General features: G+C 40.9%; 23 protein-coding genes. 8 read left to right on the top strand and 15 right to left on the bottom strand.

Annotated elements, in window-relative coordinates; genetic code table 11:
* Nucleotide 1: 1 nt before the first annotated feature.
* The 11 genes from CYP26_RS04730 to galE all read right to left on the bottom strand — a co-directional run bounded on the left by CYP26_RS04730 (nt 2) and on the right by galE (nt 12,627).
* Nucleotides 2-2,101, bottom strand: coding sequence for an STT3 domain-containing protein (locus CYP26_RS04730; RefSeq protein ID WP_103630576.1), 2,100 nt, complete (start codon nt 2,099-2,101; stop codon nt 2-4).
* Nucleotides 2,094-3,218: an N-acetylgalactosamine-N,N'-diacetylbacillosaminyl-diphospho-undecaprenol 4-alpha-N-acetylgalactosaminyltransferase gene (gene pglJ, locus CYP26_RS04725; protein ID WP_103630575.1), complete on the bottom strand. Its 1,125-nt coding sequence runs from the start codon at nt 3,216-3,218 to the stop codon at nt 2,094-2,096. The genes CYP26_RS04730 and pglJ overlap by 8 nt, the downstream gene beginning before the upstream one ends.
* The gene (locus tag CYP26_RS04720; RefSeq protein WP_103630574.1) at nt 3,215-4,258 is read right to left on the bottom strand and encodes a glycosyltransferase; all 1,044 of its coding nucleotides are present in this window, start codon (nt 4,256-4,258) and stop codon (nt 3,215-3,217) included. Before CYP26_RS04720 ends, pglJ begins: the two co-directional genes overlap by 4 nt.
* On the bottom strand, nt 4,255-5,313 hold the full coding sequence (locus CYP26_RS04715) for a glycosyltransferase (RefSeq protein WP_103630573.1): 1,059 nt from the start codon (nt 5,311-5,313) through the stop codon (nt 4,255-4,257). Before CYP26_RS04715 ends, CYP26_RS04720 begins: the two co-directional genes overlap by 4 nt.
* Nucleotides 5,310-6,242 carry a glycosyltransferase family 2 protein gene (locus CYP26_RS04710; RefSeq protein ID WP_103630572.1) on the bottom strand — a complete coding sequence of 311 codons (933 nt, stop codon included), beginning with the start codon at nt 6,240-6,242 and terminating at the stop codon, nt 5,310-5,312. The genes CYP26_RS04715 and CYP26_RS04710 overlap by 4 nt, the downstream gene beginning before the upstream one ends.
* On the bottom strand, nt 6,243-7,004 hold the full coding sequence (locus CYP26_RS04705) for a glycosyltransferase family 25 protein (RefSeq protein ID WP_103630571.1): 762 nt from the start codon (nt 7,002-7,004) through the stop codon (nt 6,243-6,245).
* Nucleotides 7,005-8,522, bottom strand: coding sequence for an MATE family efflux transporter (locus CYP26_RS04700; RefSeq protein WP_103630570.1), 1,518 nt, complete (start codon nt 8,520-8,522; stop codon nt 7,005-7,007).
* Nucleotides 8,523-8,640: 118 nt separating this feature from the next.
* A complete protein-coding gene (locus CYP26_RS04695) occupies nt 8,641-9,873 on the bottom strand; it encodes a nucleotide sugar dehydrogenase (RefSeq protein ID WP_103571625.1) in 1,233 nt (410 codons plus the stop codon).
* Entirely contained in the window at nt 9,870-10,316 is a 447-nt protein-coding gene (locus tag CYP26_RS04690; RefSeq protein ID WP_103630569.1) for an ecotin, read from the bottom strand. Before CYP26_RS04690 ends, CYP26_RS04695 begins: the two co-directional genes overlap by 4 nt.
* The gene (locus tag CYP26_RS04685; RefSeq protein WP_103630568.1) at nt 10,313-11,635 is read right to left on the bottom strand and encodes a UDP-glucose dehydrogenase family protein; all 1,323 of its coding nucleotides are present in this window, start codon (nt 11,633-11,635) and stop codon (nt 10,313-10,315) included. Before CYP26_RS04685 ends, CYP26_RS04690 begins: the two co-directional genes overlap by 4 nt.
* 8 nt (nt 11,636-11,643) lie before the next feature.
* Nucleotides 11,644-12,627 (bottom strand): UDP-glucose 4-epimerase GalE, encoded by a 984-nt coding sequence (galE, locus tag CYP26_RS04680; RefSeq protein WP_103630567.1) that lies wholly within the window; start codon nt 12,625-12,627, stop codon nt 11,644-11,646.
* A gap of 190 nt (nt 12,628-12,817) precedes the next feature.
* Here galE and CYP26_RS04675 point away from each other — a divergent pair, with 190 nt between their 5' ends.
* Nucleotides 12,818-13,858, top strand: coding sequence for an LLM class flavin-dependent oxidoreductase (locus CYP26_RS04675; RefSeq protein WP_103630566.1), 1,041 nt, complete (start codon nt 12,818-12,820; stop codon nt 13,856-13,858).
* Here the strand turns inward: CYP26_RS04675 and CYP26_RS04670 are convergent.
* Genes CYP26_RS04670 through CYP26_RS04655 form a run of 4 tightly spaced genes read right to left on the bottom strand, consistent with a single transcriptional unit; the run spans nt 13,855 to nt 17,371 of the window.
* Nucleotides 13,855-14,682, bottom strand: coding sequence for a DNA ligase (locus CYP26_RS04670; RefSeq protein ID WP_258031418.1), 828 nt, complete (start codon nt 14,680-14,682; stop codon nt 13,855-13,857). The genes CYP26_RS04675 and CYP26_RS04670 overlap by 4 nt on opposite strands.
* A 20-nt stretch (nt 14,683-14,702) precedes the next feature.
* Nucleotides 14,703-15,281 (bottom strand): DNA-3-methyladenine glycosylase I, encoded by a 579-nt coding sequence (locus CYP26_RS04665; protein WP_103630564.1) that lies wholly within the window; start codon nt 15,279-15,281, stop codon nt 14,703-14,705.
* Nucleotides 15,282-16,340 (bottom strand): NAD-dependent epimerase, encoded by a 1,059-nt coding sequence (locus CYP26_RS04660; RefSeq protein WP_103630563.1) that lies wholly within the window; start codon nt 16,338-16,340, stop codon nt 15,282-15,284.
* Nucleotides 16,341-16,360: 20 nt separating this feature from the next.
* Nucleotides 16,361-17,371 (bottom strand): 3'-5' exonuclease, encoded by a 1,011-nt coding sequence (locus CYP26_RS04655; RefSeq protein ID WP_103630562.1) that lies wholly within the window; start codon nt 17,369-17,371, stop codon nt 16,361-16,363.
* A 63-nt stretch (nt 17,372-17,434) separates the two neighbouring features.
* On the opposite strand from CYP26_RS04655, the gene waaC reads away from it, so the two are divergent.
* Genes waaC through CYP26_RS04620 form a run of 7 tightly spaced genes read left to right on the top strand, consistent with a single transcriptional unit; the run spans nt 17,435 to nt 23,433 of the window.
* Nucleotides 17,435-18,409, top strand: coding sequence for a lipopolysaccharide heptosyltransferase I (waaC, locus tag CYP26_RS04650; protein ID WP_103630561.1), 975 nt, complete (start codon nt 17,435-17,437; stop codon nt 18,407-18,409).
* Nucleotides 18,402-19,295 carry a lipid A biosynthesis lauroyl acyltransferase gene (locus tag CYP26_RS04645; protein WP_103630560.1) on the top strand — a complete coding sequence of 298 codons (894 nt, stop codon included), beginning with the start codon at nt 18,402-18,404 and terminating at the stop codon, nt 19,293-19,295. Before waaC ends, CYP26_RS04645 begins: the two co-directional genes overlap by 8 nt.
* On the top strand, nt 19,289-19,993 hold the full coding sequence (locus tag CYP26_RS04640) for a glycosyltransferase family 2 protein (protein ID WP_103630559.1): 705 nt from the start codon (nt 19,289-19,291) through the stop codon (nt 19,991-19,993). The genes CYP26_RS04645 and CYP26_RS04640 overlap by 7 nt, the downstream gene beginning before the upstream one ends.
* The gene (rfaQ, locus tag CYP26_RS04635) at nt 19,990-21,060 is read left to right on the top strand and encodes a putative lipopolysaccharide heptosyltransferase III (RefSeq protein ID WP_103630558.1); all 1,071 of its coding nucleotides are present in this window, start codon (nt 19,990-19,992) and stop codon (nt 21,058-21,060) included. The genes CYP26_RS04640 and rfaQ overlap by 4 nt, the downstream gene beginning before the upstream one ends.
* Entirely contained in the window at nt 21,057-22,136 is a 1,080-nt protein-coding gene (locus CYP26_RS04630) for a glycosyltransferase family 4 protein (RefSeq protein WP_103630557.1), read from the top strand. Before rfaQ ends, CYP26_RS04630 begins: the two co-directional genes overlap by 4 nt.
* Nucleotides 22,133-22,930, top strand: coding sequence for a polysaccharide deacetylase family protein (locus tag CYP26_RS04625; protein WP_103630556.1), 798 nt, complete (start codon nt 22,133-22,135; stop codon nt 22,928-22,930). Before CYP26_RS04630 ends, CYP26_RS04625 begins: the two co-directional genes overlap by 4 nt.
* Nucleotides 22,930-23,433 carry a hypothetical protein gene (locus CYP26_RS04620; protein WP_103630555.1) on the top strand — a complete coding sequence of 168 codons (504 nt, stop codon included), beginning with the start codon at nt 22,930-22,932 and terminating at the stop codon, nt 23,431-23,433. The genes CYP26_RS04625 and CYP26_RS04620 overlap by 1 nt, the downstream gene beginning before the upstream one ends.
* The last annotated feature ends 43 nt before the right edge of the window (nt 23,434-23,476 follow it).

Here is a 23,476-nt window from a genome sequence, read left to right as displayed (position 1 = left end):
TCTACCTCTTTAGTTTATAAACTTTTGCCGCCCCGTCAAGTATGACTGGCTCAAAGACCTTTGGATCGTATCTTTCAAGCACGAAAAGCTGGATGTAGGCGCTATTTAAAATGCTCTCATCCAGGATGATGAATCTGCCATAATCCCTCATATAAATGACAGAAATGTTTGACATTTCGTTATTTTTATACTCTTTTACATTTAGCTTGCCAGCCTCGTTGTAGTCGGTCTCTATGAAAGATCTTAGCGGTAAGACATTGCCATCATAGATCAAATTTGTGACATCGCTTGTTAGTGTAAATCCGCCACTTAGCCTAATGCCCTTTTCGTTTTGCGAGATCACTCTTGTGGTGATGAAAAGTCCGTTGTTTAGGTTTTTACCGCTTTTTAGATCGATCTTGCTAAACTGCAAAATGGTCGGAAAGATGCTAAGCATCCTATCTGGTAGGTAATAATATATCTCTCTGCTCTTTGCTGGCAGGCTAAAATTTGCCTCTTTTATCTCGCTAAAAAACTGATCAACACTTAAATTTCTATCTTTTAAAATTTGAGCCAAGTTGCCATTAAAGTGCTCTTTGAAATTTCGCTCCGTATACTCAACATCAAGCCTTGCCATATTTGCCGAGCTCATCTCGTCGCTTCCAAGCGCAAAACTCACGGCAAAATTTTCACGTCCAAGGTGCTTTCCGCCGTCAATTAGCGTCTTAACATCGCTGTAATATCTAATCGGATATCCATAGTCCCACCACGCAACCACGTAGTCTTCGCGTCCTGCGATGCTTTTTAGCTTGTTTAAAATTTCAACCTCTTTATTTACAAAGACTGGCTCAGCCTTGTAGCCATAGATGTGAATGAGCGCTGGAGCAAGCACAAGAGCTGCTATGAACGCTCTTATGAGATTTAGCACGGCTCCTTTTAGCTTTAAATTTGCAAGCACGAACTCCACTAAGTAGCCAAAGCCAAGTGCCATGATAGGCACAGCATAAATGGTAAATCTAAGGCCGCTTTTAAAGGCTAAAAAGCCAAGAGCTAGCATGCCAAGCGAGACGGCAAATGAGCGGTGCTTGTAGCAAAACAGAGCGACGCCAGCAAGCGAGATCAAAAATGTGATGACATTTGCGCTGATTCTCTCGCAAAATAGTGTAAAATCAACGACACTTGACTCTTGGATAGTTTGATTGACATTAAAAAAGTGAAAGCTCATGCCGCCAACTTCAGGCGCATCTCTAAAGACGTAAAATTTAAGCTGAAAGATTATCGGATTTAGCCCGCCACGGATGACAAAGACGATAAATATAACCGCCAAAACGCTAAGAACAAATTTTAAATTTATCACCTCTTTTTTAAATAGACAAAGTGCGTAAATAACGATGACAGCGATAAACTTAAGAGTTAGATCAAGGTTTGAGATGGCAAGCAAAAGCAGCGAAATTTCAAGGTAAAAAAGTGGATTTTTCCTATCAAAAATGAGCGTATAAAGTAAAAATAGCCCAGTTAAAATGCTAATAAGCGAAAAGGCGCTCATATACCACCACATATAGATAAGCACGCTTAAAGGTGCTATTATCAGGCTCTTTGCGTCCTTTTTCTCAAGCACTCTAACAAGCCCCCAAACGACAAAAACGCTAAGTGGGATGATGAGCATGTCGGTGTCGTAATATCCTGCCATAGTGCGGTTGTAGTAGCTATTTGCGATCACTGCAAGAAGTGCAGCGATGAAGCCAGCCATTTTTGCTTTATATTCATTTGCGATCAAGATAACAGGCACAGCCACAAGCGACGAAAAAAATACGCTCATATAAATCATCGCCGTCTCAAGCTTAACGCCTAGAAATTTCACGATCCAGTAAGTAAGCGTCGAAAGCGGATAGCCATAGTAGCTAAGGTCATTTTCCTGGTGAAAGCCAGCTAGCATATCCCTTGCGCCCTCGGCAAATGCGTAGCCGTCGTTTGTGCTGATCATCAGCTCGTTGTTCCAGAAAAATACCGGATACTCACTAGCCCAAAAGACCCAGTAAAGCCTGCAAACCATGCCAAAGATGACTGCGACAAATATCATAAGGTATAAAGAGTAATTTTTAAAAAATAAATTTCTATTCATTAGGATTTTCCAAAAATTTTATAAGCTCGCTCGCTATATTTTCACTATCAAAAAATTTAGCCCGATTATACGCAACATTTTCAAAATTTTGCCTTATTTCACGCTCGTTAAGCACCTTTATCATCGCCTCTTTCATCGCATTTTCATCATCAACAGGCACTAAGATGCCAAACTCACTCTCGCCCAAAAGCTCCTTTGCGCCGCTTTTATGCTCGGTTGAAATGATAGTTTTTTCGCATGCTAGCGCTTCAAGCAAGACATTTGAAAAGCCCTCAAAACGTGAAGCACAAAGCAAGCAAGAGGCGTTTTTTATATGCCTAAAAGGATTTTTATCAGTGCCAAGAAGCTTTACTCGATCACCCACGCCAAATTTGTCTATCAAATTTTGTAGCTCGTCCTTTAAAGGCCCTTTGCCAAGGATGCCAAGCGTAGCGCGAGGGTCGTTAATCGAAGCTATTATTTTTATTAGCATGGCTTGATTTTTACCGCTATCAAGGCGGCCTATGTTTATGAAAAATGGCTTAAAGTCGCTCTCAAGCGGCTCATCTTTTAGCAAATTTATAGTTTTTAGATCAAGGGCGTTATAAAGCACCTTTGTTTTTGCCTCGCTCATGCCAAAATTTCGCACCAGATCCTCTTTGTTGCCAGCTGCATTTGCCAAAATGAGATCAGCCTTTTTATAAAGATGAGTGAGTAAAAATTTATTAACCCTACCGCTTAGATCGTCTTTATATAGGATCGACGGACAGCTTCGCTCGCTGATAACCAGCCTAGCCTTTAGCCCTAAAATCCTAGCAACCCCAGCGATGTAGCATGGACGGTTCATCAGCACAAACTGCGTGTTGATGCCTAAATTTTGGCAAAGATTTTTATATTTAAAGGCAAGCATTGGCATCGCTAAAAAGAGCCTTGCAAGCTTCTTTAGCCCACTCTCGTAAGGATCGCTATTTTCTATAAAGTGAATTTGCACCTCGCTTGGAATCTCATAGGCGATGACCTTGCTCATTAAGATGAGATGAACTTCATAACGTTTTACCAAAAATGGCAGTAAATTTGCCACATTTCGCTCAGCACCGCCAGGCCCCATCGAATATAAAAAAACGGCTAATTTTTTCACTTGCTAACAACCTTTTTTATAAATTCTCGCCACTGTTTGATGATATTTTCTTTGCTAAATAAATTTGCACTTTCGCTGGCGTTTTTTGCTAGTTTTTGCCTTAAATTTTCATCTTTTAAAAGCATCTCAAGCTTCTCTTTTAGATCATTTGCGTCACCATTTTTAAAGATAAGCCCGTCAATGCCGTCATTTATAAGCTCTCTTGCGCCCACAGTGTCGCTACTTAGCCTAGCACAGTTAAAAGCGCCTGATTCTATTAGCGCATTTGAAAGCCCCTCGCTTCGTGAGCTAAGAGTAAAAATTTTTGCCTCGCTATAAAGCTTTGTAACGTCATTCATGTGACCTAGAAATTTGACATTAAGCCCTAAATTTGACGCCATTTGCTTCAGTTCGACCTCTTGCCTGCCACTGCCTGCGATCTTTATCTCCCAGCCATCAAGCAAGCTCTTATCCACCTTACTAAGCGCCTCAAAATAGATATCATAGCCCTTTACCGCCTCCAGCCTAGCCACGCTTAAGATGACGTTTTGCTTCTTGCAAATTTCAGGCACGTCGATAAAAAGTGGGTTGTGGATGACCTCGCGGTTTTTGGCAAATTTATAGTAGCTGAAGTCGCTTTTACTTAGCACGCTTAAGCCATCTACAAAGCGGTAGCTAATATCACGCATAGCGCTTGCGATTTTGCTTTTTAAGTAGCTGTGCTCGTGATGCTCGGTTGCTATTAGTTTGCTCTTTAGCCCAGCATTTGCCAACACACAAGCGACGTTTGTCCAGTCGATAAAGCTCATTATCAGATCAGCCCTTTGCTCTTTAAAAAGCGCTCTAAGAGCGAGGATTTTTTTAAATTTTAAAGCAAGCCCTGAGCCAGCGACGTTAAGATTTATGATATTTATCTTTTCACTAAATTTATAAAGTCCAAGATCCTCTTCAAGCAGGGCGATAGTGATCTCATTGTCCTTGCTAAGCTCATTTGCTAGCACGTTTAGCACACGTTCAGCTCCGCCATTTCTAAGTGCGGCGATGACAAAAAGAATTTTCACTTCACACCTCCAAGCCTTAAAAGCTCCAACCATTTTTTATAAATTTGCTCCACACTAAACTCATCAAGTCTAGCTCTTGCGTTTTTAGCGAATTCGCCCATTTTTGCCTCATCTTGCAGCAAATTTGCAAGCTTTTCGCTCATCTGCTTATCGTCATTTATCTCGCAAAGCAAGCCATCAAAGCCATCTTTTATAAGCTCTTTTGCCCCGCTAGTTTTTGTCGCAACCCGCACGCAGTCATAGTTTATCGCCTCTATCAAGGTGTTTCCAAGACCTTCGAAATTTGAGCAAGATAGCAGCACCTTTGCTCTTTTATAAAGCGAGGCGATGTCGCTAACGTTGCCTAAGAATTCGATCTCGGCGCCCAAATTTTTAGCTAAATTTTCTAAATTTGCTCTCTCGCCGCCATCTCCAGCGACAGCAAATTTATAGCCGCTTTGCTTTAAGCTTGCAGCCACTCTTACAAACATTTCGCAGTTTTTTATCTTATTTAGCCTGCCAACAAAGATGACTAAATTTTCTTTTGCAAAGCTCTCGCTGCGCACCTCTTCAAAGAGTGGGTTGTAAATTTTCATCACATTTTTGCAAAATTTCGAGTAGTAGCCTAGATCCTCATCGCTTAAGACGCTAAGTGCGTTTGCAAATGGATAGCTTATGCGTCTTAGCACCTTAAAGATCGCCCTTTTTGGCGCAAGATAGTTTGTGTGCTCGCTTATGATTATAGGCGTTTTTAGTCCGGCTGAACTAAAGAGAACCAAGGTATTTACGGCGTCTAAAAACGATATCACAGCGTCAAATTTGCCCTCTCTTATGAGCGCTCTTAAAGCAAGCACCTTTGAAACTCTCTTTTTTAAATTTCCAACAAAGCCAAGTTCATCAGCCCCAACGCCTAAATTTATGAGCTTCACGCCGCTTGTTAGCTCGTAAAATGGCTCGTCCTTATCAAATTTAACAAGGCTTACATCGTGATCCATGCTAAATCTTGATGCGATCACCGCGCAAACTCGCTCTGCACCGCCACTTCTAAGCGTTGATGTGACAAATAATATCCTCATACGCCAAACCTTTGCTTGATCTTTACTCTAAGCTTTGAAAGTGCTGGTAAAATGCCACTTGGAAGCGGGCTAAGCAGCAAAAATATAAACGCTTCTTTACTAAATTTAATGCTAAGACTTTTAAAAATACACCTTAACATCAGCCCATATTCGCCTGCTATTTTGGCGTAGTAAGCGGCGTTTTTATACTGCATAGCTAGAAATTTTGGCTCATTTTTTATAGCGATGTCGTAGTGCAAATTTGCTGTTTTGATGTAAGCGTTTGCCACATTTAGCGCGTGTTTGCCGGCATTTAACGTCGCACTATCGCTTCTTGCGATACGGTAGATGTAAAGTGGCTTCTTAAGATAAAAGACATTTTTTTCAAAAAATCGGATGTAAAGCTCATTTTCGCCGCCAAAACTGCTCTCATCAAACCTAAAGCCGTCTATAAATTCACGTGAAAAAAGCTTAAAATACTCGCCATTTATCCGCCCGCAGTGATAATCAACCTTGCTCATCGCTCCACTCTTGCTATATGGGCTTCTACCAGCTATCATCTTGGTCATCACGCCGTCTTTCTCGCAGATCGCATCTGCAAAAACGCACGAATACTCGCCACTTTTTAAAATTTCATAGCACAAAGCAATCGCCTCTGGCAAAAGCTCATCGTCATCGTCAAGCAAGCAGACAAACTCGCCTGTTGCGTTGTCAAAGCCGTTATTTTTGTTGCCATTTGGGCTCTTTTTGTGAGTGCTGTTTTTTACAAATTTGATCCTAGCATCATTAAAACTCTTGCAAATGTTACTCGCACTCTCATCATCGCCGTCGTCAGTTACAACTATTTCTAAATTTTTATAGCTTTGAGCTAGAGCGCTTTTTATGGCCTTTTTTAAAAGCTCTGGACGCTTGTAAGTCGCGGTTACGATGCTGATTAATGGCTCGCTCATTTAGCCCCTTTTAAAAATTCTCTCATAGCCTTGAAGCTTTTCAAGCCGTGAGAAAAGTATAAATTTAATTGTTTTTATATATGCCTTTAAATTTGCGCTGTATCCTCTCTCAAGGCGCTCACCCTCGATATTTGAGCCACTAAGATCAGTTGGGTGCGCAAAAAGATCGCAAAAATACATCTGCATATCATTAACACCGAGCAAATAGTCCCAAACATCGGTCGTGCAAAGCGCACGTTTATGAATTTCAAGCAAATTCTTAGCACTTTTTTTAGTTAGCACATAGGCCCCTGCTCTATAAATGCTCGAAAATGAGTGCTTTGAGACCTGCCAAAGCGGCTTACTTAGGCTGGTATCCACCTTTTTACCAAAGGCGCTAAACCTGCCTTCTAGCCCATCTTGCATGCCGCATATCAGCACGCTATTTTCAGGCATCTTGCTAGCTGCTAAAAAGGCCTCTTTTATAGCCTGATCATCGCCTATCACGTCGTCTTCAAAGATGAGGGCAAATTTCGCCTCACTCGCCAAAAACGCCTCGTAGGCTTTTACGTGCGAGAGCGAACAGCCAACTTCTGCTGGGCTTAAAACCTTGCCGTAAGCTTTAAATGATGGCGAAATAATCTTATAGTACTCCCTCGCGTTTAGCTCCCTGCCATCAACTGCGTCTATTAGCTTAAAGCTATCATAAGAGCCAAATTTCTGCTGCAAAAGCTCTCGCCTTTTAGTGTCTTTTGTCAAAGAGATCAGATAAATTTCATTCATTTAAGACCTTTTAAATTTTTTTAAAATTTTACGCCAAACTATGCCTCGCTCAAAGGCATTAAAAAACAAAAAATATCCCAAAATATAAGCTGCGCTGGCGTATATCACAGCAAAGATAGCAAATTTTAGCCAGTTATCTAAGCTCACAAAGTCCTTACAGGCAAACATCGCAAACACGCAAAGCGCAAAAACGGCTAAATTTTTAAAATAAACCCCATAAAACGTGGTGAGTTTCACCTCTAAATTTAAGGCGGCATTTATAAGGTCAAAGCCGAGAATTCTTATGCTATAAAAAATGGCTGCGACGATGACGATACCATAAACGCCGTAGCCACTAAATTTAAGCAGTGCGATCTGCGCTATGATCGTGCTAACGCCAAGGATAGTGTTGGCAATGGCTGGTCGGCGAAGCTTGTTTGTTGCGCTATCAAGGTTAAAAAGCGAGAAAACAAAGCTTATAAAGACAATGGGCACAAGCGTGATCATCGAGACGTTGTAGATAAATTTGACCTCATCTGCGCTTTTAAAAGGTAGCCAAAGCGTGTAAAAATCTAGCCCGAAAACGACGAAAAATGCGGCCGGAGCGCTCATCACAAAGGCGATCACCTTCATTGAAAATTTAGCCTCTTTTATGAGGTCCGTGATCAAATTTTTAGAGTAAAGCTCGACAAATTTTGGCGCAAAGATACCGCTAAGCTGCGCTACAAAGCTCTCAAGTATGATAGGGGCGGCCTTGGCGACTGAAAGAAGACCCGTGGCGTTTGCATTTACAAAAATGTTGCAGATAAATAGGTCCATGCCTGTTAAAAGTATACGGTTTAGCGCATTAAAGCTATTCCAAATGCCAGAGCTAAGAAGCTCTTTTATCTTAGAAAAGTCAAATTTACTAAGGCTAAATTTTAGCTCTGGCGTGATGCGAGCTGACATAAAAATGGTGCTAAAAAAGACAAAAAGGCTAGCAACTAGCGCTGAGATAGCGATGTAAGAAATAAATGGCTTAAAAAAATAAAAAAGTGCGACGATAAGGGCTGCTAGGATAGCGCTTGAGATGGCGTTTCTGATGGAGAGCAGATAGAGCTTATTTGTCACAAACGCACAAACCGTTAAAACGCCGTTAAATAGGCCGACGCAGAAATTTATAAAGTAAAAAACAAGGGTCATTCTCACATCAAAAAGTAAATTTTCAGGGACATTTAAAAAACTTTGCAAATTTAGTATGAAAACAGAGCTAAGCACCACGACAACGGCGCAAAAGAAGATATTTACAACAAGCACTGATGAGTAGTAGGTGTTTGCAAGGCTTAGATCTTTTTTGTGCCACGCATGAGCGACAAAGCGGCCGCTCACTGAGTTTATCGCCACGCTCACGACTGCGGCGTAGCTAACGATGGCGTTGCTAAGGCCTACAAAGCCAAAAGCCTCATTGCCAAGGCTTTTTAAGATAAATGGCGTAAGAAAGAAATTTATGCCCATTGATACGACAAAAACGACGATTGAGCTTATTAGATTGATTAGCATTAGACTTTTAACCTTTGAAATTTAGCCCAAAAGCTAAATTTAAAAAGAAAAAACCATAAATTTTAGCCGCCAAGCCAGATGGCAAGGCAACTAAGTAAATTTTAAATTTAACGCTCACTTACAGCCTAGCGTCAGCCTCTGGGTAGATATTTTTTATATCATAAACCAAGTGGCCCTTTAGGTTGAGCTTTTTAAATTCATTGTGAGCTACGGCGATCACGATGCAGTCGTAGTCGTCTAGGTTATACTCTTTTACTAGATCAAAGCCGTACTCGTGTTTTACCTCAGCGCTATCAGCCCAAGGGTCGGTCACATCGACCTTGCAGCCAAAGTCTTTTAGCTCATCAACCACGTCTATAACGCGAGAGTTTCTTATGTCTGGGCAGTTCTCTTTAAATGTCATGCCAAGAACAAGCACGCGTGCTTTATTAATAAGCACACCTTTTCTTATCATTAGTTTTATCACTTGATCAGCTGCGTATCTGCCCATATCATCGTTGATGCGGCGACCTGCTAGGATCATTTCAGGGTTGTAGCCCACTTCTTGAGCTTTGTGAGTTAGGTAGTATGGATCTACGCCGATGCAGTGACCGCCGACTAGACCTGGGCGGAAATTTAAGAAATTCCACTTAGTACCAGCCGCCTCTAAAACGTCGATAGTATTGATGTGAAGCTTTTCAAAGAGCATCGCAAGCTCGTTTATAAAGGCGATGTTGATGTCGCGTTGGGTGTTTTCGATGACCTTTGCAGCCTCTGCTACTTTGATGCTTGAAGCTTTGTGAGTGCCAGCTGTGATGATAGAGCGGTAAATTTCATCGACCTTGTCAGCGATCTCTGGAGTTGAGCCACTTGTTATCTTTTTGATCTTTGTAACAGTGTGTTCTTTGTCACCTGGGTTTATGCGCTCTGGAGAGTAGCCGCAGAAGAAGTCTTTATTAAATTTAAGTCCGCTCTCTTCAAGAAGTGGCACGCAAATTTCTTCTGTAACGCCTGGATAAACGGTGCTTTCATAGACGACGATGTCACCTTTTTTAAGCACTTTTGCCACGCTCTGGGTCGCTTTTACCACTGGGGTTAGATCAGGGCGTTTGTTCTTATCTATCGGAGTTGGGACGGTTACGATGAAGAAGTTGCAGCTTCTGATGTCATCTAAATTTAGGCTAAATTTCATGCCATTATCGATCGCTTTTTTCATCTGCTCGTTGCTAAGCTCAAGCGTTCTATCATAGCCACTCTTAAGCTCTTCTATACGTTTTGCATTTACGTCAAAGCCTACTACTTCGTACTTTTCACTAAAAGCTGCTGCTAGTGGAAGTCCCACATAGCCAAGTCCTACTACTGCTATTTTCATTTCTCTTTCCTTTTTAAAATTTTTGGTTTTATCGTTTTTATACGTTCATAAATTCTTATCTCTGCGCCTACACCTTGCGGAGTTACGATCCTTATGGGGCTAGCGCCAGGCAAAATTTGAGTAAATTCATAATAAATTTGCCTCTTTTTCTTTTTGCCGTTACAAGGCTTAAGCGGTTTATCGTCTGCATTAAATTCATAACGAACCCCGCTTTTATCCTCTTTTTTATCTAAATGTCCGCCCTCTAGCATAGCACATTCGCAATCCGTTTGCATCTCTTTAAAAAATGCAACTTCATATTTAAAATAATCATTCGGCATCTTTGAGATAGGTAGCTCAAAAACCTGCTCTTGCATCTTTGCTTTGTTTTTACCTGCCGTTTCGCTAGCTAAGAGCGTAAAAGGCAGCAAGCAAGCTGCGAAAAAAGACAAAATTTGCTTCACGCTTTGACGCCTATTTGGAAGTATTTAAAGCCATGCTCGGCTAAAACTCTAGCGTTATACTGGTTGCGTCCGTCAAATATGACAGCATTTTTTAGCCTCTCTTTGATCTCCATAAAATCAGGCGATCTAAACTCACTCCACTCAGTCACAAGCACCATAGCATCGGCGTTATCAAGAGCGTCATACTTGTTTTTAGCGTATTTCACATCTAAATTTGGCATATATTTTTTAGCTTCTTCGCTCGCTTTTGGATCGTAAGCGACCACTTTTGCGCCAGCCTCGTCTAAAAGCCTTATCAAAGTTAGTGAGCTAGCCTCTCTCATATCATCGGTATTTGGCTTAAACGCAAGCCCCCAAAGTGCGATCGTCTTACCCTTTAGGTTGCCGCCAAAGAAGTTATAAATTTTCTCAAATAGCACCCTTTTTTGTGCCTTATTTCTTGACTCGACCGCGTTTAAAAGCTCTGGCTCAAAGCCATTTTGTCTAGCTGTGTAGATGAGTGCCTCGACGTCTTTTGGAAAGCAGCTACCACCATATCCGCAGCCAGGATATATAAAGCTATATCCGATCCTTGAGTCGCTGCCGATACCTTTTCTAACTAAATTTACATCAGCACCCACTCGTTCGCAGATATTTGCTATCTCGTTTATAAAGCTTATTTTGGTTGCCAGCATCGAATTTGCAGCGTATTTTGTCATCTCGGCTGATTTTACGTCCATGCAAATGAGCCTGTCATGATTTTTCATAAATGGCTCATAAAGCTCTCTCATCACGCTAAAGCCCCACTCGCTGCTAGCTCCGATAACAACGCGGTCTGGCTTTAAAAAGTCCTCAACCGCCGCGCCCTCTTTTAAAAACTCTGGGTTTGAGACGACTTCAAATTTAACCTCTACATTTCTCTTTTTAAGCTCAGCCTCGATCACCTCATGCACCTTAGCTCCAGTACCCACTGGAACGGTTGATTTATCGACTACGATTAGCGGTTTGCTTAAATTTTCTCCGATAGATTTCGCAACTGAGAGGACATATTTCAAATCCGCCTGCCCATCAGCACCCATAGGCGTGCCAACTGCGATAAATAGCGCATCTGCATGCTCTAGCGCCTCGGTTATCTGAGTGCTAAATTTAAGCGAGCCGTTTTTGTAGCACTCACTCACTATATCAGCAAGTCCTGGCTCATATATAGGCACGACGCCGTTTTTTAGCGCCTCGATCTTTTTGCTATCGACATCGACACAGATGACGCTGTTGCCCATTTTGGCAAAACACGCACCACTTACTAGTCCAACATATCCGGTTCCAATTACTGCTATTTTCATGTTTTCCCCTAAATTCTCTTTTCCCACTCAAGGGCGGTTTTTATGATGAGCGCTAGATCGTCTCTTTTTGGCTTCCAGCTAGTTAGCGAGCGCAGTTTGCTTGCGTTTGAGATAAGAATAGCCGGGTCGCCGTCTCTTCTTGGCGCGTTTTGCACCTTGAAATTTACTCCGCTTACTTTTTTTGCGGTTTCGATCACCTCTTTTACGCTAAATCCCCTGCCATATCCCACATTAAAAGTTTCGCTGCCATTTTGGCCGATATACTCCAGCGCGCTTATATGGGCGTCTGCTAGGTCGCTAACGTGGATGTAGTCTCTAACGCATGTGCCATCTTTTGTCGCGTAGTCATCGCCAAAGATACCCATGCTATCGCGCTTGCCAAGGGCTGTTTGCACGGCTACTTTGATAAGGTGCGTGGCGTTTGGATAGTTTTGACCGATAAGTCCCTCTTCGTCTGCGCCTGCGACGTTAAAATAGCGCAAAATCGCAAATTTGAAATTTTCATTTGACGCAGCGTAGTCTTTGATGATCTGCTCGCTCATTAGCTTGCTTCTGCCGTATGGATTTATCGGATTTGTAGCTGTCGTTTCGCTCACCTCCGCCACGTCTGGCTCGCCATAAACTGCAGCAGTTGAGCTAAATATAAATTTATTTACGTTATAAGTTTTTGCGTATTTTAGCACTCTTGCGACGTTTGCGGTATTGTTTAGATAGTATTTTAGCGGCTCGCTCATACTCTCAAAGACCTCGATAAACGCTGCAAAATGAATGATCGCATCAAATTTGCCATTTGCAAAAATTTCGCTCAAATCATCTTCTAAATTTGCATTTATAAATTTAAAATTTCCTATCTTTTGAAGTGCCTCAAGTGCTTTTTGTGAGCCCTTGCAGAGATTGTCGATGATGGTTATCTCATCTTTGCCTTGCTTTAAAAGTGCTTTTACTACGTGGCTGCCGATATATCCAGCTCCACCTGTTACTAAAATCTTCAAGTTTAAGCCTTTCATAAAAAAGTGGTTAATTTTATCAAAAATAGAGTAAAGCAAAAGTAAAGCAAGGTTAGTTTTTAAATTTTGCCTAAAAGCTGCAAAATGGATATCTATCTTTAGAAATTTAAAATAGACTTACAATTTATTTTAAATTTAATCTTTATAATCCCTCATCTACAAAAAAGGATAAAAAATGGATCTCTCAATATTAAATTTACTACCGATAAAACAAGGCGGTGACGCAAAAACTGCCATAGATGCGGCCGTCAGACTGGCTAAATTTTCCGAAGATATCGGTATAAAGCGCTACTGGGTCGCAGAGCATCACAATATGAAAAACTTAGCTAGCTCAGCCACGCAGCTCATCATCGCACACATCTTAGAGCATACAAAAAGCTTGCGTGTGGGCTCTGGCGGCGTGATGCTACCAAACCACAGCCCATACTCCATCGCCGAGCAGTACGCTACTCTTGAGACGCTATATCCAAACCGCGTCGATCTTGGGCTAGGCAGAGCTCCAGGGACCGACCAAGAGACGGCTGCAGTGCTTAGACGAGGCGCAAGAGAGGTGGAATTTAACATGCAGATAAACGAGCTAATGGACTATTTTAACGCCAAAAGAGCCGTAAAAGCCTATCCAAAAATTGAAAAATTTCCGCCTATTTACATACTTGGCTCAAGCATATATAGCGCATACGTGGCGGCTGAGTTTGGCCTGCCTTACGCCTTTGCGTCGCACTTTGCACCACGTGCACTAGAAAAAGCGGTAGAAATTTATCGTCAAAATTTCAAACCATCGCCCTTTTTAAAAGCGCCCTATGTCATCGCAGGAGCAAATGTGATAATAGCCCAGACTGACGAGCTAGCAAAGAGTTTAGCCACTACACAAACGCAGTTTTTCTTAAACGTGGTCACTGGCGAAAAAGAGTATTTGCAGCCACCAAAAAAGGACAACGACGAGGTCTTTGCCATAAGTGGCAAGGTAGGCGCACAGGCTCCGCATTTTGGACCGATTGACTTTAGGCAAATAGAGCTAAAAAATAGAGAAAGAAGCGTCACGGAAGAGATGATGGCGTGCTCTTTTATAGGCTCAAAACAAAGCGTTAAAGAGCAAATTTTAGAGTTTCAAAATAGACTTGAAGTCGATGAGATCATGGCTCAAAGCTTCATCTTTGATGAGGAGGCGCAGCTTAGCTCTTTTAGGGCGTTAAAAGAGATCGCGGATGAAATTTAATCCTCTCTAACCCTTAAAAATATGGGAAATCTTGGCTTGCCATTAGAGGTTAAATTTTGAAATTTATATGTGATGATAGAGCCTATCTTTGGGGGATCTTGACGGTCTTTATCGCTTAGTCCTGAGCCTATTTTAAAGATAGTGCCCTCTTTTGGCTCGCCAGCTTTTTCTTTATCATCTTTGCCGCCAAGCGCCTTACAGGTGAGCGAGCCAGCAAGATTAGCGTATTTGCCGCTACCTTTATTTATAGCAATAACCTCACACTCGGCGTCTTTAAATTTCTTAAATTTGAGCGCATTTTTACTTCGTTTTCGCTCGTATGGCGCATTTGGCTCACGCACGACTGCCCCCTCGCCGCCTTTTGCGATGATACTTTCAGCAAATTTTAAAAACTGAGCGTTATCGCGCATTTTTATCTGCTTTATGATGATCAAATTGTCATTTGGCTCATTTTTTAGAAATTTAGCCAAAACTTCAAGCCTAGCAAGCAAGCCACCACTTGCCTCTGGCACGTCAAAAATGTGAAATTTAAGCCTGCTCCACGCCTTTTCATCTGGCAGCTTATCCATCACGCTTGCTTGAATCTCTTCAAATTTAAGCTCCTTTGCGTAAAGCTCACCATCAAGTGCAAATTTAGGGAAATTTTTAGTAAAACTTAGTGGTGCATTTAGCTTTTTGCCCTGCCTTGAGAGCAAATTCTCTCCGTCCCAGTAGGCACGCACACCATCAAGCTTCTCGCTAGCTAGCCAGCCTGAGACGTTTTGATCTTTAAATTCGCTAAGGCGTAATAGTTCAAGAGAAAATGCAAAATTTAAAAGCACCAAAAGTGCAAAAACTATCCTAATCAGCCTTTTGCCTTACAAAAACAATAGTCCATATGATCATCCAACACGCCCACGCTTTGCAAAAAGGCATAGGTGCTAACAGAGCCTAGAAACTTAAACCCTCGCTTTTTTAGCTCCTTTGCCACAAAGTCAGACATCGGCGTGGTTACTGGCACTTGCTTGATATTTTGATAGTGATTGATGATCTGTTTGCCGTCAAATTTGGGGTCAAATTTCTTTAGCAGATGCCCCCACAAATAGTCATAAAAGCTGCCAAATTCTTGAGTTACGGATAAAAATGCAAGGGCATTTGTGGCAAGCGATTTTAGTTTTAGTCTATTGCGTATCAGCCCATCGTTTTGCATAAATTTAGCTATCTCAGCCTCGCCATAAAGCTTGATCTTTTCAGGATCAAAGCTGTCAAACGCCGCTCTCATAGCCTCTCTTTTTTGAAGCACCCCATGCCACGAAAGTCCCGCTTGAAAGCCCTCTAAAACTATCATTTCAAAAAATTTTCTATCATCTTTTATGACCTTGCCCCACTCATTGTCGTGGTAGGCTATGTCAAGCTCGCCCTTGGCCCACTCGCAACGTCTCATTTAAATTTTGATCCCGTAAAACTCGCTATACCACTCGACAAATTTAGCCACGCCGTCATTTACTTTTGTATTTGGCTTGTAGTCAAAGTCAGCCACCAAGTCACTCACATCAGCAAATGTCGCTGGCACATCGCCTGCTTGAAGTGGGAGAAAATTTTTCTTGATCTCACGGCCGATCTTTATCTCAACTGCTTTGATGTAGTCCATGAGCTCAACTGGGCTGTTGTTGCCGATATTATAAACCTTAAACGGCGCTTTTGAAGTGGCAGGGTCTGGGTGCTTTGCGTCCCAATTTGGATTTGGCTTAGCAGGGTTGTCGATGCATTTGATGATGCCCTTTACGATGTCGTCCACGTAGGTAAAGTCGCGCTTCATCTTGCCGTAGTTAAAGACGTCGATGGTTTTATCTTTAAGTGCCGCATCAACAAACAAAAATAGCGCCATATCAGGGCGTCCCCATGGTCCATAAACCGTAAAAAAGCGAAGTCCAGTCGTTGGCACGTTAAATAGATGGCTATAAGTGTGCGCCATCATCTCGTTGCTCTTTTTAGTCGCTGCATAGAGGCTTATAGGGTGATTGACCGCTTCGTGTGTAGAAAATGGCATGTTTTCATTTAGGCCGTAAACCGAGCTAGAGCTTGCATAGACTAAATTTTTGACCTCATTGTGGCGGCAGCACTCGAGGATGTTCATAAAGCCTGTGATGTTGCTGTCGATGTAGGCTTTTGGGTTTATGAGCGAGTAGCGAACGCCAGCTTGTGCGGCTAAATTTACCACTACGTCAAATTTTTCTTTAACAAAAAGCTCTTTCATCGTCTTTTCATCAGCAAGGTCGGCTTTTATAAATTTTAAATTTGGATGAGTTTTTGAGATGATAAGCTTGCCATAGTCTATCTCGCTCACGTCAAAACCAGCCGTTTTTAGGCGTGCAAGCTTTAAATTTACGTCGTAATAGTCATTTATCACGTCATATCCAACGACCTCATCTCCACGTGCCACAAGGGCATTTGCAAGGTGAAATCCTATAAATCCAGCTGTTCCAGTTACTAAAATTTTCATATTTTTCCTTTCATTTTGGCTTATTCGTCGTCTAAATTTATCTCAGGCACTTTCTCTTCAAAAAGTGTCTTGCTCTTTGGCTCTTTTGGCTTTAGATCGCTTGCTTTTTTAAGCAGACCGCCCAGCATATCGCGGTTTAGCTCCTCTTTGCTAATCGGCCTTACCTCATCAAATTCACTAAATTCCAAAGCCTCTTTATCTACCTTTATCTCGTAGTCTAGCTTGCCAGATAGCCTTGCTAGCTCGTCGCTTATCGCGGCACAAAAGACCTCAGTGTATCCCCTGTGAGCGCAGTTTTTGGCTAGAAATTCACTCATCACATTTAGGTGATTTATGTAGTCATCTTGCAAGATATTTGCCTGCAAAAGCTCAAATTTCAAAAAGAGCCAGTAGGTGTTAAGCACGTCACTTTCGCAGTATTCGTTTATCTTATCAAGCTCGCCTGCGTAGTAAAGCTCAAGCACCTGATCGCCGTGCACGTCGTATTTGCCAGGTAAATTTAAGCTAGTACAAAGCGTATCAAGCTTTAGCCCTCTAACACTTCCAAAATCGCTTATAAAATCAAGCAGATCAAGGTGAAATTTAGGCGAATATCTAGCTCTATAATTTTCCCATTTATTTTTGTTTAGCTCTTTATTTTCGCTCTCGTAGTAAGCCGCCGCATTTAGGTTGTATCGCATCGCACGTACCATTAGCATTGGCAGGTCAAAGCCGCGACCATTAAAGCTAACAAGCCTTGGGTTATAGTCATTTATAAATTTTAAAAATTTAGCGATGATCTCGCGCTCGTCCTTGCCCTCCATCGTGCTAACTTTTAAAAATTTGCCGTACTCATCGGCCATCACTGCTGAGATCGCCACAACTCTATGAAACATCACAGGCAAAAAGTCGCTGCCACTGGCCTCTTTTTGCAAGGCCATCGCCTGCACACTCACATCTTCGTCGCTTCCGTCAATGCCGTAAATTTTTCTTATCAAATTTGCATCAGGTATCGTCTCGCAGTCAAAGACGCAGATGTAACTTTTTGCCATTTTAGCCCTTTTTTAAGCATTTTTTTTTAAAATCATACCAAAAATTTATATTTAAAGTAGCCAATGCAAGATAAAAATCAGCTAAAAATAGCCATCGTCAAGCTCTCCGCTCTTGGGGACATCGTGCACGCAGCCATCGTGCTTCAGTTTATCAAAAAGCACTGCCCAAATGCTCACATCACGTGGCTTGTTGATGCCCGTTTTGCAAGCCTTTTAAAAGATCATCCCCTAATCGACGAGCTAGTCGTTTTGCCGCTTAAAGAGAGCTTTAAAAAGAGCTACAAGATCATAAAAACGCTTGGCAAATTTGATAAGATCATCGACTTGCAAGGACTTTTCAAATCAGCTGTCGTCGCAAAACTACTTGGCAAAGAAATTTACGGCTTTAGCAGAGAAAGCGTCAAAGAAAAGATTGCAGCCAGGCTTTATAGGCATAAATTTAAGATCGACTACAACGAAAATATCATAGTTAGAAACCTAAGCCTTGCTGGATATGCTCTAAATTTTGGCTTTGATAGAGGTGAAATTTTAGAAAAATCGACCTGCTTTGAAATTTGCAAAAAAATTAAAAATGAAAGCGGAAAAAAACGCGTTTTAATCGCTGCCTTTGCAAGTGAAGAGAGTAAAATTTATGACAAATTTAAAGATGTGATCAGACTTCTTGATGATTGTGAAATTTACCTTTGCTACGGGAGTGAGAGCGAAAAAGCAAGGGCTGAGGCGATCATCTCAGGCACCAAAGCAAAACTGCTTGAAAAACTAAGCATAAAAAATATGATAGATTTTATCGCAAGCTGCGATCTAGTAATCGGCAATGATAGTGGCCTAACGCACCTTGCATGGGCTGTAAATAGGCCTTCTATCACGCTTTTTGGTAACCGACCAAGCCACCGCAATGCTTTTGTGACGGAGACAAACCTTGTTGTTGATATGGGCAAGGAGATAGATGCTAGAAGTATCGACAAAAACGACTTTTGCATAAGAGAAATTTACCCTGAAACGGTTGCAAATTTCGCAAAAAGGCTGCTAAATGGATAGGATATATCTAGCTGGCTTTTACACTTTAAAATTTCTTATATTTATAATGCCTTGCTCGCTTCAAAACCTGCTTGCTAAATTTATGGCATTTGCGTTTATGAGGCTTAAAAAAAAGAGATTTCACATCGTGATGACAAATTTAAATCTTGCATTTGGCGAGACAAAGAGCAAAGAAGAAAAGCTAGAAATCGCCAAAAAATGCTACTACAACTTTGCAAAATACCTTGGTATAAATTTTATCCTCAATCAAAACACGACAAAACAAAAGATACTAGAGCAAGTTGTTTTTAAAAATGAGCACTTTTTACTTGACGCGATAAAGTCTGGCAGGCCCATCATCGTCACGACTGCGCATTTTGGGCAGTGGGAAATATTTGGGCTTGCTGTTGCAGCTCGCTTTGGAGCCTCTTCGGCGCTTGGCAGAAGGCTTGATAGCAGCGTCATGGATAAAATTTTAAAGGCAAATAGATCGCAGTTTGACGTGGAGCTAATAGACAAAGATGGCGGCGCAAAAGATATATTAAAAGCGCTAAAGGCTAGGCGAATAGTAGGAATTTTAGTCGATCAAAACACGGCACCAAAAGAGGGTATAAAGGTGAAATTTTTTGGTAAAGATGTGCTTCACACGCCGGCTGCAAGCGTGCTGGCTCAAAAGACAAATGCTTTAATCATAAACGCATTTATCTACCAAAAAGATGAAAATTTAAGCGAAATTTGCTTTGAAGAGCCTATCGACATAAGCACATTTGACAAAGAAGATGCCGTACAAAAAGCAACGCAGATGCAGTGCAGTGCGTGCGAAGAGATGGTTAGAGCAAGGCCAGAAGAGTACTTTTGGTTTCACCAAAGGTTTAAGAGATTTTACGAAAATGAGTATAAATGCTAAGCGTTGTCATTTTGACTTTTAATAGCGAAAAGTACCTAAAAGAGGTGTTAGAGAGTGCTAAATTTGCTGATGAGATCATCGTGGTTGATAGCGGCTCAAGAGATAACACAAGGCAAATTTGTGATGGCTTTAGCAGTGTGAAATTTCACGAGCAAGCTTGGCTTGGATTTGGCGCACAAAAGCAAAAGGGCGTGGATCTAGCCAAAAACGAGTGGGTCTTTGTGCTTGATAGCGACGAGGTGATCACGTGTGAGCTTAAAAACGAGATCATTAGCATGCTAAAAGAGCCTAAATTTATGGCTTACAACGTTGCTAGGCTAAATTTTTTCTTTGGCAAAGCGATAAAAAACATGGGGCTATATCCAGACTACACGGTGAGGCTTTTTAATAAAAATTTTGCCAAATTTGATGGCAGAGCCGTGCATGAAAAGGTTGTTTTAAATGATGGCTCACAAAGGCTTGGAGCACTTAAAAATCACTTCTTGCACTATGCGTATGAGAGTATCGAGCAGTTTATCGCCAAGCAAAATCGCTACTCAAGCATGGGCGCAAAAAGAAATTTACTAAAGGCGCTTACGAGCCCAGCTTGGACATTTTTTAAGCTTTATGTGCTAAAAGGTGGCTTTAAAGAGGGTCTTACGGGCTACGTTATCGCTAGACTTTACGCCCAGTACACATTTTGGAAATATATAAAATGAAAATACTTGTAATTAAATTTAGAAATATCGGCGACGTGCTTTTAACAACGCCGCTCATTGAAAATTTGCACCACTACTACCCAGATGCGACCATCGACTTTGCCCTAAATAAAGGGACAGAAGCGATGATAGAAGGCAATCCTTATATAAACAAAATCTACATTTACGATAGACAAAGTGCAAATTCTGGCTTTTTTAAAAAGCTAATTACCGAGCTAAAATTTATAAGAGTGATCAAAAAAGAGAAATACGATATGGCGGTGCAAACGACCACTGGAGACCGCGGCGTCATCATCTCAAAGTACGCCAAGATCAAAAAGATAGTTGGCTTTTTAGGCAAGCATAAGGCGATAAATAAGCTTTTAAGCGTAAAAGCAAAATACTACGAAAATTTCTCCCACACGGTTGATCTAAATTTAAATGCGCTAAGGGCTTTGGGCTTTGAGCCGGTGAGCAAAAAAGTGAGCGTTTTTTCAGACGAGAGCGTGGAGCATCTAAATTTACCAAAGCGCTTTGTGCATGTGCATCTAACAAGCCGCTGGATGTTTAAATGCGCAAACGACAAGAGCATGGCTGAGCTCATCGACTACTGCGAAAATGAGCTTAGCGTAAAGGTCGTGCTAACAAGTGACAACAAAGAAAATGAACTTGAAAAACTTGCAGGCGTGCTAAAAATTTGCAAAAGTGAGCCTATAAATTTAGGCGGCAAGCTAAGCCTAAAACAAACGATCGCCCTCTCAAAGCGCTCAAGTCTCTTTATCGGCGTCGATACTGCTATCATGCACATAGCTGCAGCAAATGACGTGCCAGTGATCGCCTTTTTTGGCCCAAGCAATGCTTTTGAATGGGGACCATGGGATAATGGCTTGATGCAAAATGGCTACACAGCGCAAAATGGCATCCAAAGCATGGGCAAGCACATCGTCTATCAAAAGGAGTGGGACTTTGTGCCTTGTGACAAAGAGGGCATAAAAGAGCATGGCGTAGAAAAAACGCTGATGGATTTTAGCGACGAGATGCCACAGATAAAAGCAAAAATAAAGCAAAATTTAGGACTAGAGCGATGAATATACTTCACACGGAGACGCTTTATAACTGGGGCGGACAACAAAATAAAGTGATAAACGAAATGCATTCGGCGCAAGAGCTGGGTCACAATGTAATGTTATTTTGCAACCCAAATTCTGAAATTTTAAAACGCGCTCGAAAAGAAAATTTTAAAGTTATCGCATGTGAGATGAATAAAAAGAATTTTCACAAAACAGTGCCGATACTTTGTAAAATTTTATGGCAAGAAAATATAGACGTGGTCATATCAAATGGCTCCACAGACAGCTGGGTAGCTGCTATATCAAAAATTTTTACCAGAAAAAAAGGTGTTAAATTTATACGAGAAAGACACAATGAGTTTCCGATAAGAGGCTTTTTAAGTAAATTTTTGCACACTACACTTTTTGATAAGATCATAAGTGTGAGTCCTAATGTAACAAAAGTTTTACAAAAAATAGGTGTAAAAGATGAAAAAATATTTTTTATCCCAACTTTTGTGGATTATGATGCTCTAAATGCGGTGCGATCAACATTCAAAGAAGAATTTAACATCCCAAAAGAAGCGATAACAGTAGGCATGTTTTCCTCACTTAGTCGCCAAAAAGGTGTTTTTGAATTTGCAAATGCGCTAAAAATTCTCATGCAAGAAAACAGTGATATATATGGCATTTTTGGTGGAAATATCAACAAAAATACAAAAGATCAAATTTTAAGCATCTTTGATGAAGCAATGAGAGAAAAATTACTCTTTACTGACTTTAGAAGCGATATAGCAAACGTAGTAAAAGGTATAGATTATTACGCATTTCCTTCTCATACAGAAGGTCTTCCTACGGCTTTACTGGAGGCCATGGTTCTATCTCGCCCAATAGTCGCTTTTGATATTGCCCCTATGAATAAATTACTCGCAGAGAATAGAGGGCAGTGCGCTAAATTTTTAGACGCGCAAGATATGGCGGAGAATATAAATGCGTACATACAAAATGACGAGCTGGCCAAACAATGCGCAGAAAATGCTAGCACCTTTGTCAAAGAGAATTACGACACACAAATTCTAAAAACATATATCAAGAGATTATTGGAGAGCCTATGAATAACCCAGTTTGCGTACTAACAGTGCACCACTGCAACAACAATAAAAATGACTTTGCCATAAGCCCAGAACTTTTAAAAAAATCACTCCAAGCGGCACTAGACGAAGGCTATAAATTTATAAATTATGGTCAGTTTAAAGATATCGTTGCTGGCAGAGTAAAGGCTCATAAAAAGAGCATTTTACTAACTTTTGATGATGGATATTTTGACAATTATAAATTTGCTTTTCCCCTCTTAAAAGAGCTAAATATCCCAGCTGTTTGCTTTTTGATCACAGATAAGATCAGGGATTTTAAAAGGCAGGATTATGATTTTTCGTTTAAACAGCACAAAGATATCGACTACGATAAAGATGCAGAGTATTTTTTAAATTTAGATGAGATTAGGCATATGCAAGAGAGCGGACTTTTTGAGTTTGATAGCCACACAGCGAGCCACTTTTCTTGTAAAAGTGACGATGAGGCAAGGTTAAGAGAGGAGTTTTTTAGCTCGCTTACTAAGATAAAAGAGCTATTTCCAGAGAAAAAAGAATTTGGCTTTTGCTTTCCAAAAGGGCATTTTAATGAGCTTTCACAAAGGATAGTTAAAGAGTATTATGACTTTGCTTTTAGCGTGATAGATGGTGGATATTGCATGGGAGATGATAAATTTAAGATAAGACGTATAGATATCTCTAGCAGCTCAAAAAACGATGATGACTACGTTTTTAGGGTTAAGAAAAAGCTTTTTATATATTCGACTCCATTTATTGGCAAAATTTACTCAGATTTTAGAAATAGGGGCTACAAATAGTGTTTGAAGCGTTAAATAAGGCTTGCAAAGAGATTTTAAAAGAAAAAAAAAGGGTGCTTATCACTCTTACCGGACTTCACGGCAGTGGTAAAAGCACACTTGGTAAAGAGCTAAGACGCAAAGGTTTTGGTAACTTTAAACCATATCAGATCGCCGTAATAGATGATGGAGTGATGAGTGTAAATCTTTTTTTTATACGCCCAAGAGTAAAAATCAAGAGTGATCAAAGAGACGAGCTAAGGCCATTTTTTAAATTTATCATGCCATTTGTAAAGGTTGTGATCTACGCAAGTGCCAACCCTCTTACGCGCATAAGCAAATGCGATATACTCTGTATTTTAAGCATGAACGAAGAAGATAGAATCGCTGGAATTTACAAAAGAAACTCCAGCGAATATCCAGACAACACTCAAAAGCATATAGATAAAAAGGAGCTTGATCTAACGGGCCTTGAGTATAAATTTAAATTAGAGTTTAAATCACCAATAAAACGAAATATTTAAACACAAGTAATTCCTAGATATTGCGAAAAACATCTAGCAAAGA

Source organism: Campylobacter concisus (assembly GCF_002913225.1).
Lineage (GTDB): Bacteria > Campylobacterota > Campylobacteria > Campylobacterales > Campylobacteraceae > Campylobacter_A > Campylobacter_A concisus_J.
Note: the sequence above shows the minus strand (reverse complement) of the source record. Positions and strands in the feature narration are given on the sequence as shown.

Bases quoted from the DNA above. Each gene is read 5' to 3' on its own strand.
- CYP26_RS04730 (WP_103630576.1), bottom strand. From the start codon at position 2,101: ATGAATAGAAATTTATTTTTTAAAAATTACTCTTTATACCTTATGATA.
- CYP26_RS04715 (WP_103630573.1), bottom strand. From the start codon at position 5,313: ATGAGGATATTATTTGTCACATCAACGCTTAGAAGTGGCGGTGCAGAG.
- CYP26_RS04710 (WP_103630572.1), bottom strand. From the start codon at position 6,242: ATGAGCGAGCCATTAATCAGCATCGTAACCGCGACTTACAAGCGTCCA.
- CYP26_RS04705 (WP_103630571.1), bottom strand. From the start codon at position 7,004: ATGAATGAAATTTATCTGATCTCTTTGACAAAAGACACTAAAAGGCGA.
- CYP26_RS04700 (WP_103630570.1), bottom strand. From the start codon at position 8,522: ATGCTAATCAATCTAATAAGCTCAATCGTCGTTTTTGTCGTATCAATG.
- CYP26_RS04695 (WP_103571625.1), bottom strand. From the start codon at position 9,873: ATGAAAATAGCAGTAGTAGGACTTGGCTATGTGGGACTTCCACTAGCA.
- CYP26_RS04685 (WP_103630568.1), bottom strand. From the start codon at position 11,635: ATGAAAATAGCAGTAATTGGAACCGGATATGTTGGACTAGTAAGTGGT.
- CYP26_RS04675 (WP_103630566.1), top strand. From the start codon at position 12,818: ATGGATCTCTCAATATTAAATTTACTACCGATAAAACAAGGCGGTGAC.
- CYP26_RS04665 (WP_103630564.1), bottom strand. From the start codon at position 15,281: ATGAGACGTTGCGAGTGGGCCAAGGGCGAGCTTGACATAGCCTACCAC.
- CYP26_RS04660 (WP_103630563.1), bottom strand. From the start codon at position 16,340: ATGAAAATTTTAGTAACTGGAACAGCTGGATTTATAGGATTTCACCTT.
- CYP26_RS04655 (WP_103630562.1), bottom strand. From the start codon at position 17,371: ATGGCAAAAAGTTACATCTGCGTCTTTGACTGCGAGACGATACCTGAT.
- waaC (WP_103630561.1), top strand. From the start codon at position 17,435: ATGCAAGATAAAAATCAGCTAAAAATAGCCATCGTCAAGCTCTCCGCT.
- CYP26_RS04645 (WP_103630560.1), top strand. From the start codon at position 18,402: ATGGATAGGATATATCTAGCTGGCTTTTACACTTTAAAATTTCTTATA.
- CYP26_RS04640 (WP_103630559.1), top strand. From the start codon at position 19,289: ATGCTAAGCGTTGTCATTTTGACTTTTAATAGCGAAAAGTACCTAAAA.
- rfaQ (WP_103630558.1), top strand. From the start codon at position 19,990: ATGAAAATACTTGTAATTAAATTTAGAAATATCGGCGACGTGCTTTTA.
- CYP26_RS04630 (WP_103630557.1), top strand. From the start codon at position 21,057: ATGAATATACTTCACACGGAGACGCTTTATAACTGGGGCGGACAACAA.
- CYP26_RS04625 (WP_103630556.1), top strand. From the start codon at position 22,133: ATGAATAACCCAGTTTGCGTACTAACAGTGCACCACTGCAACAACAAT.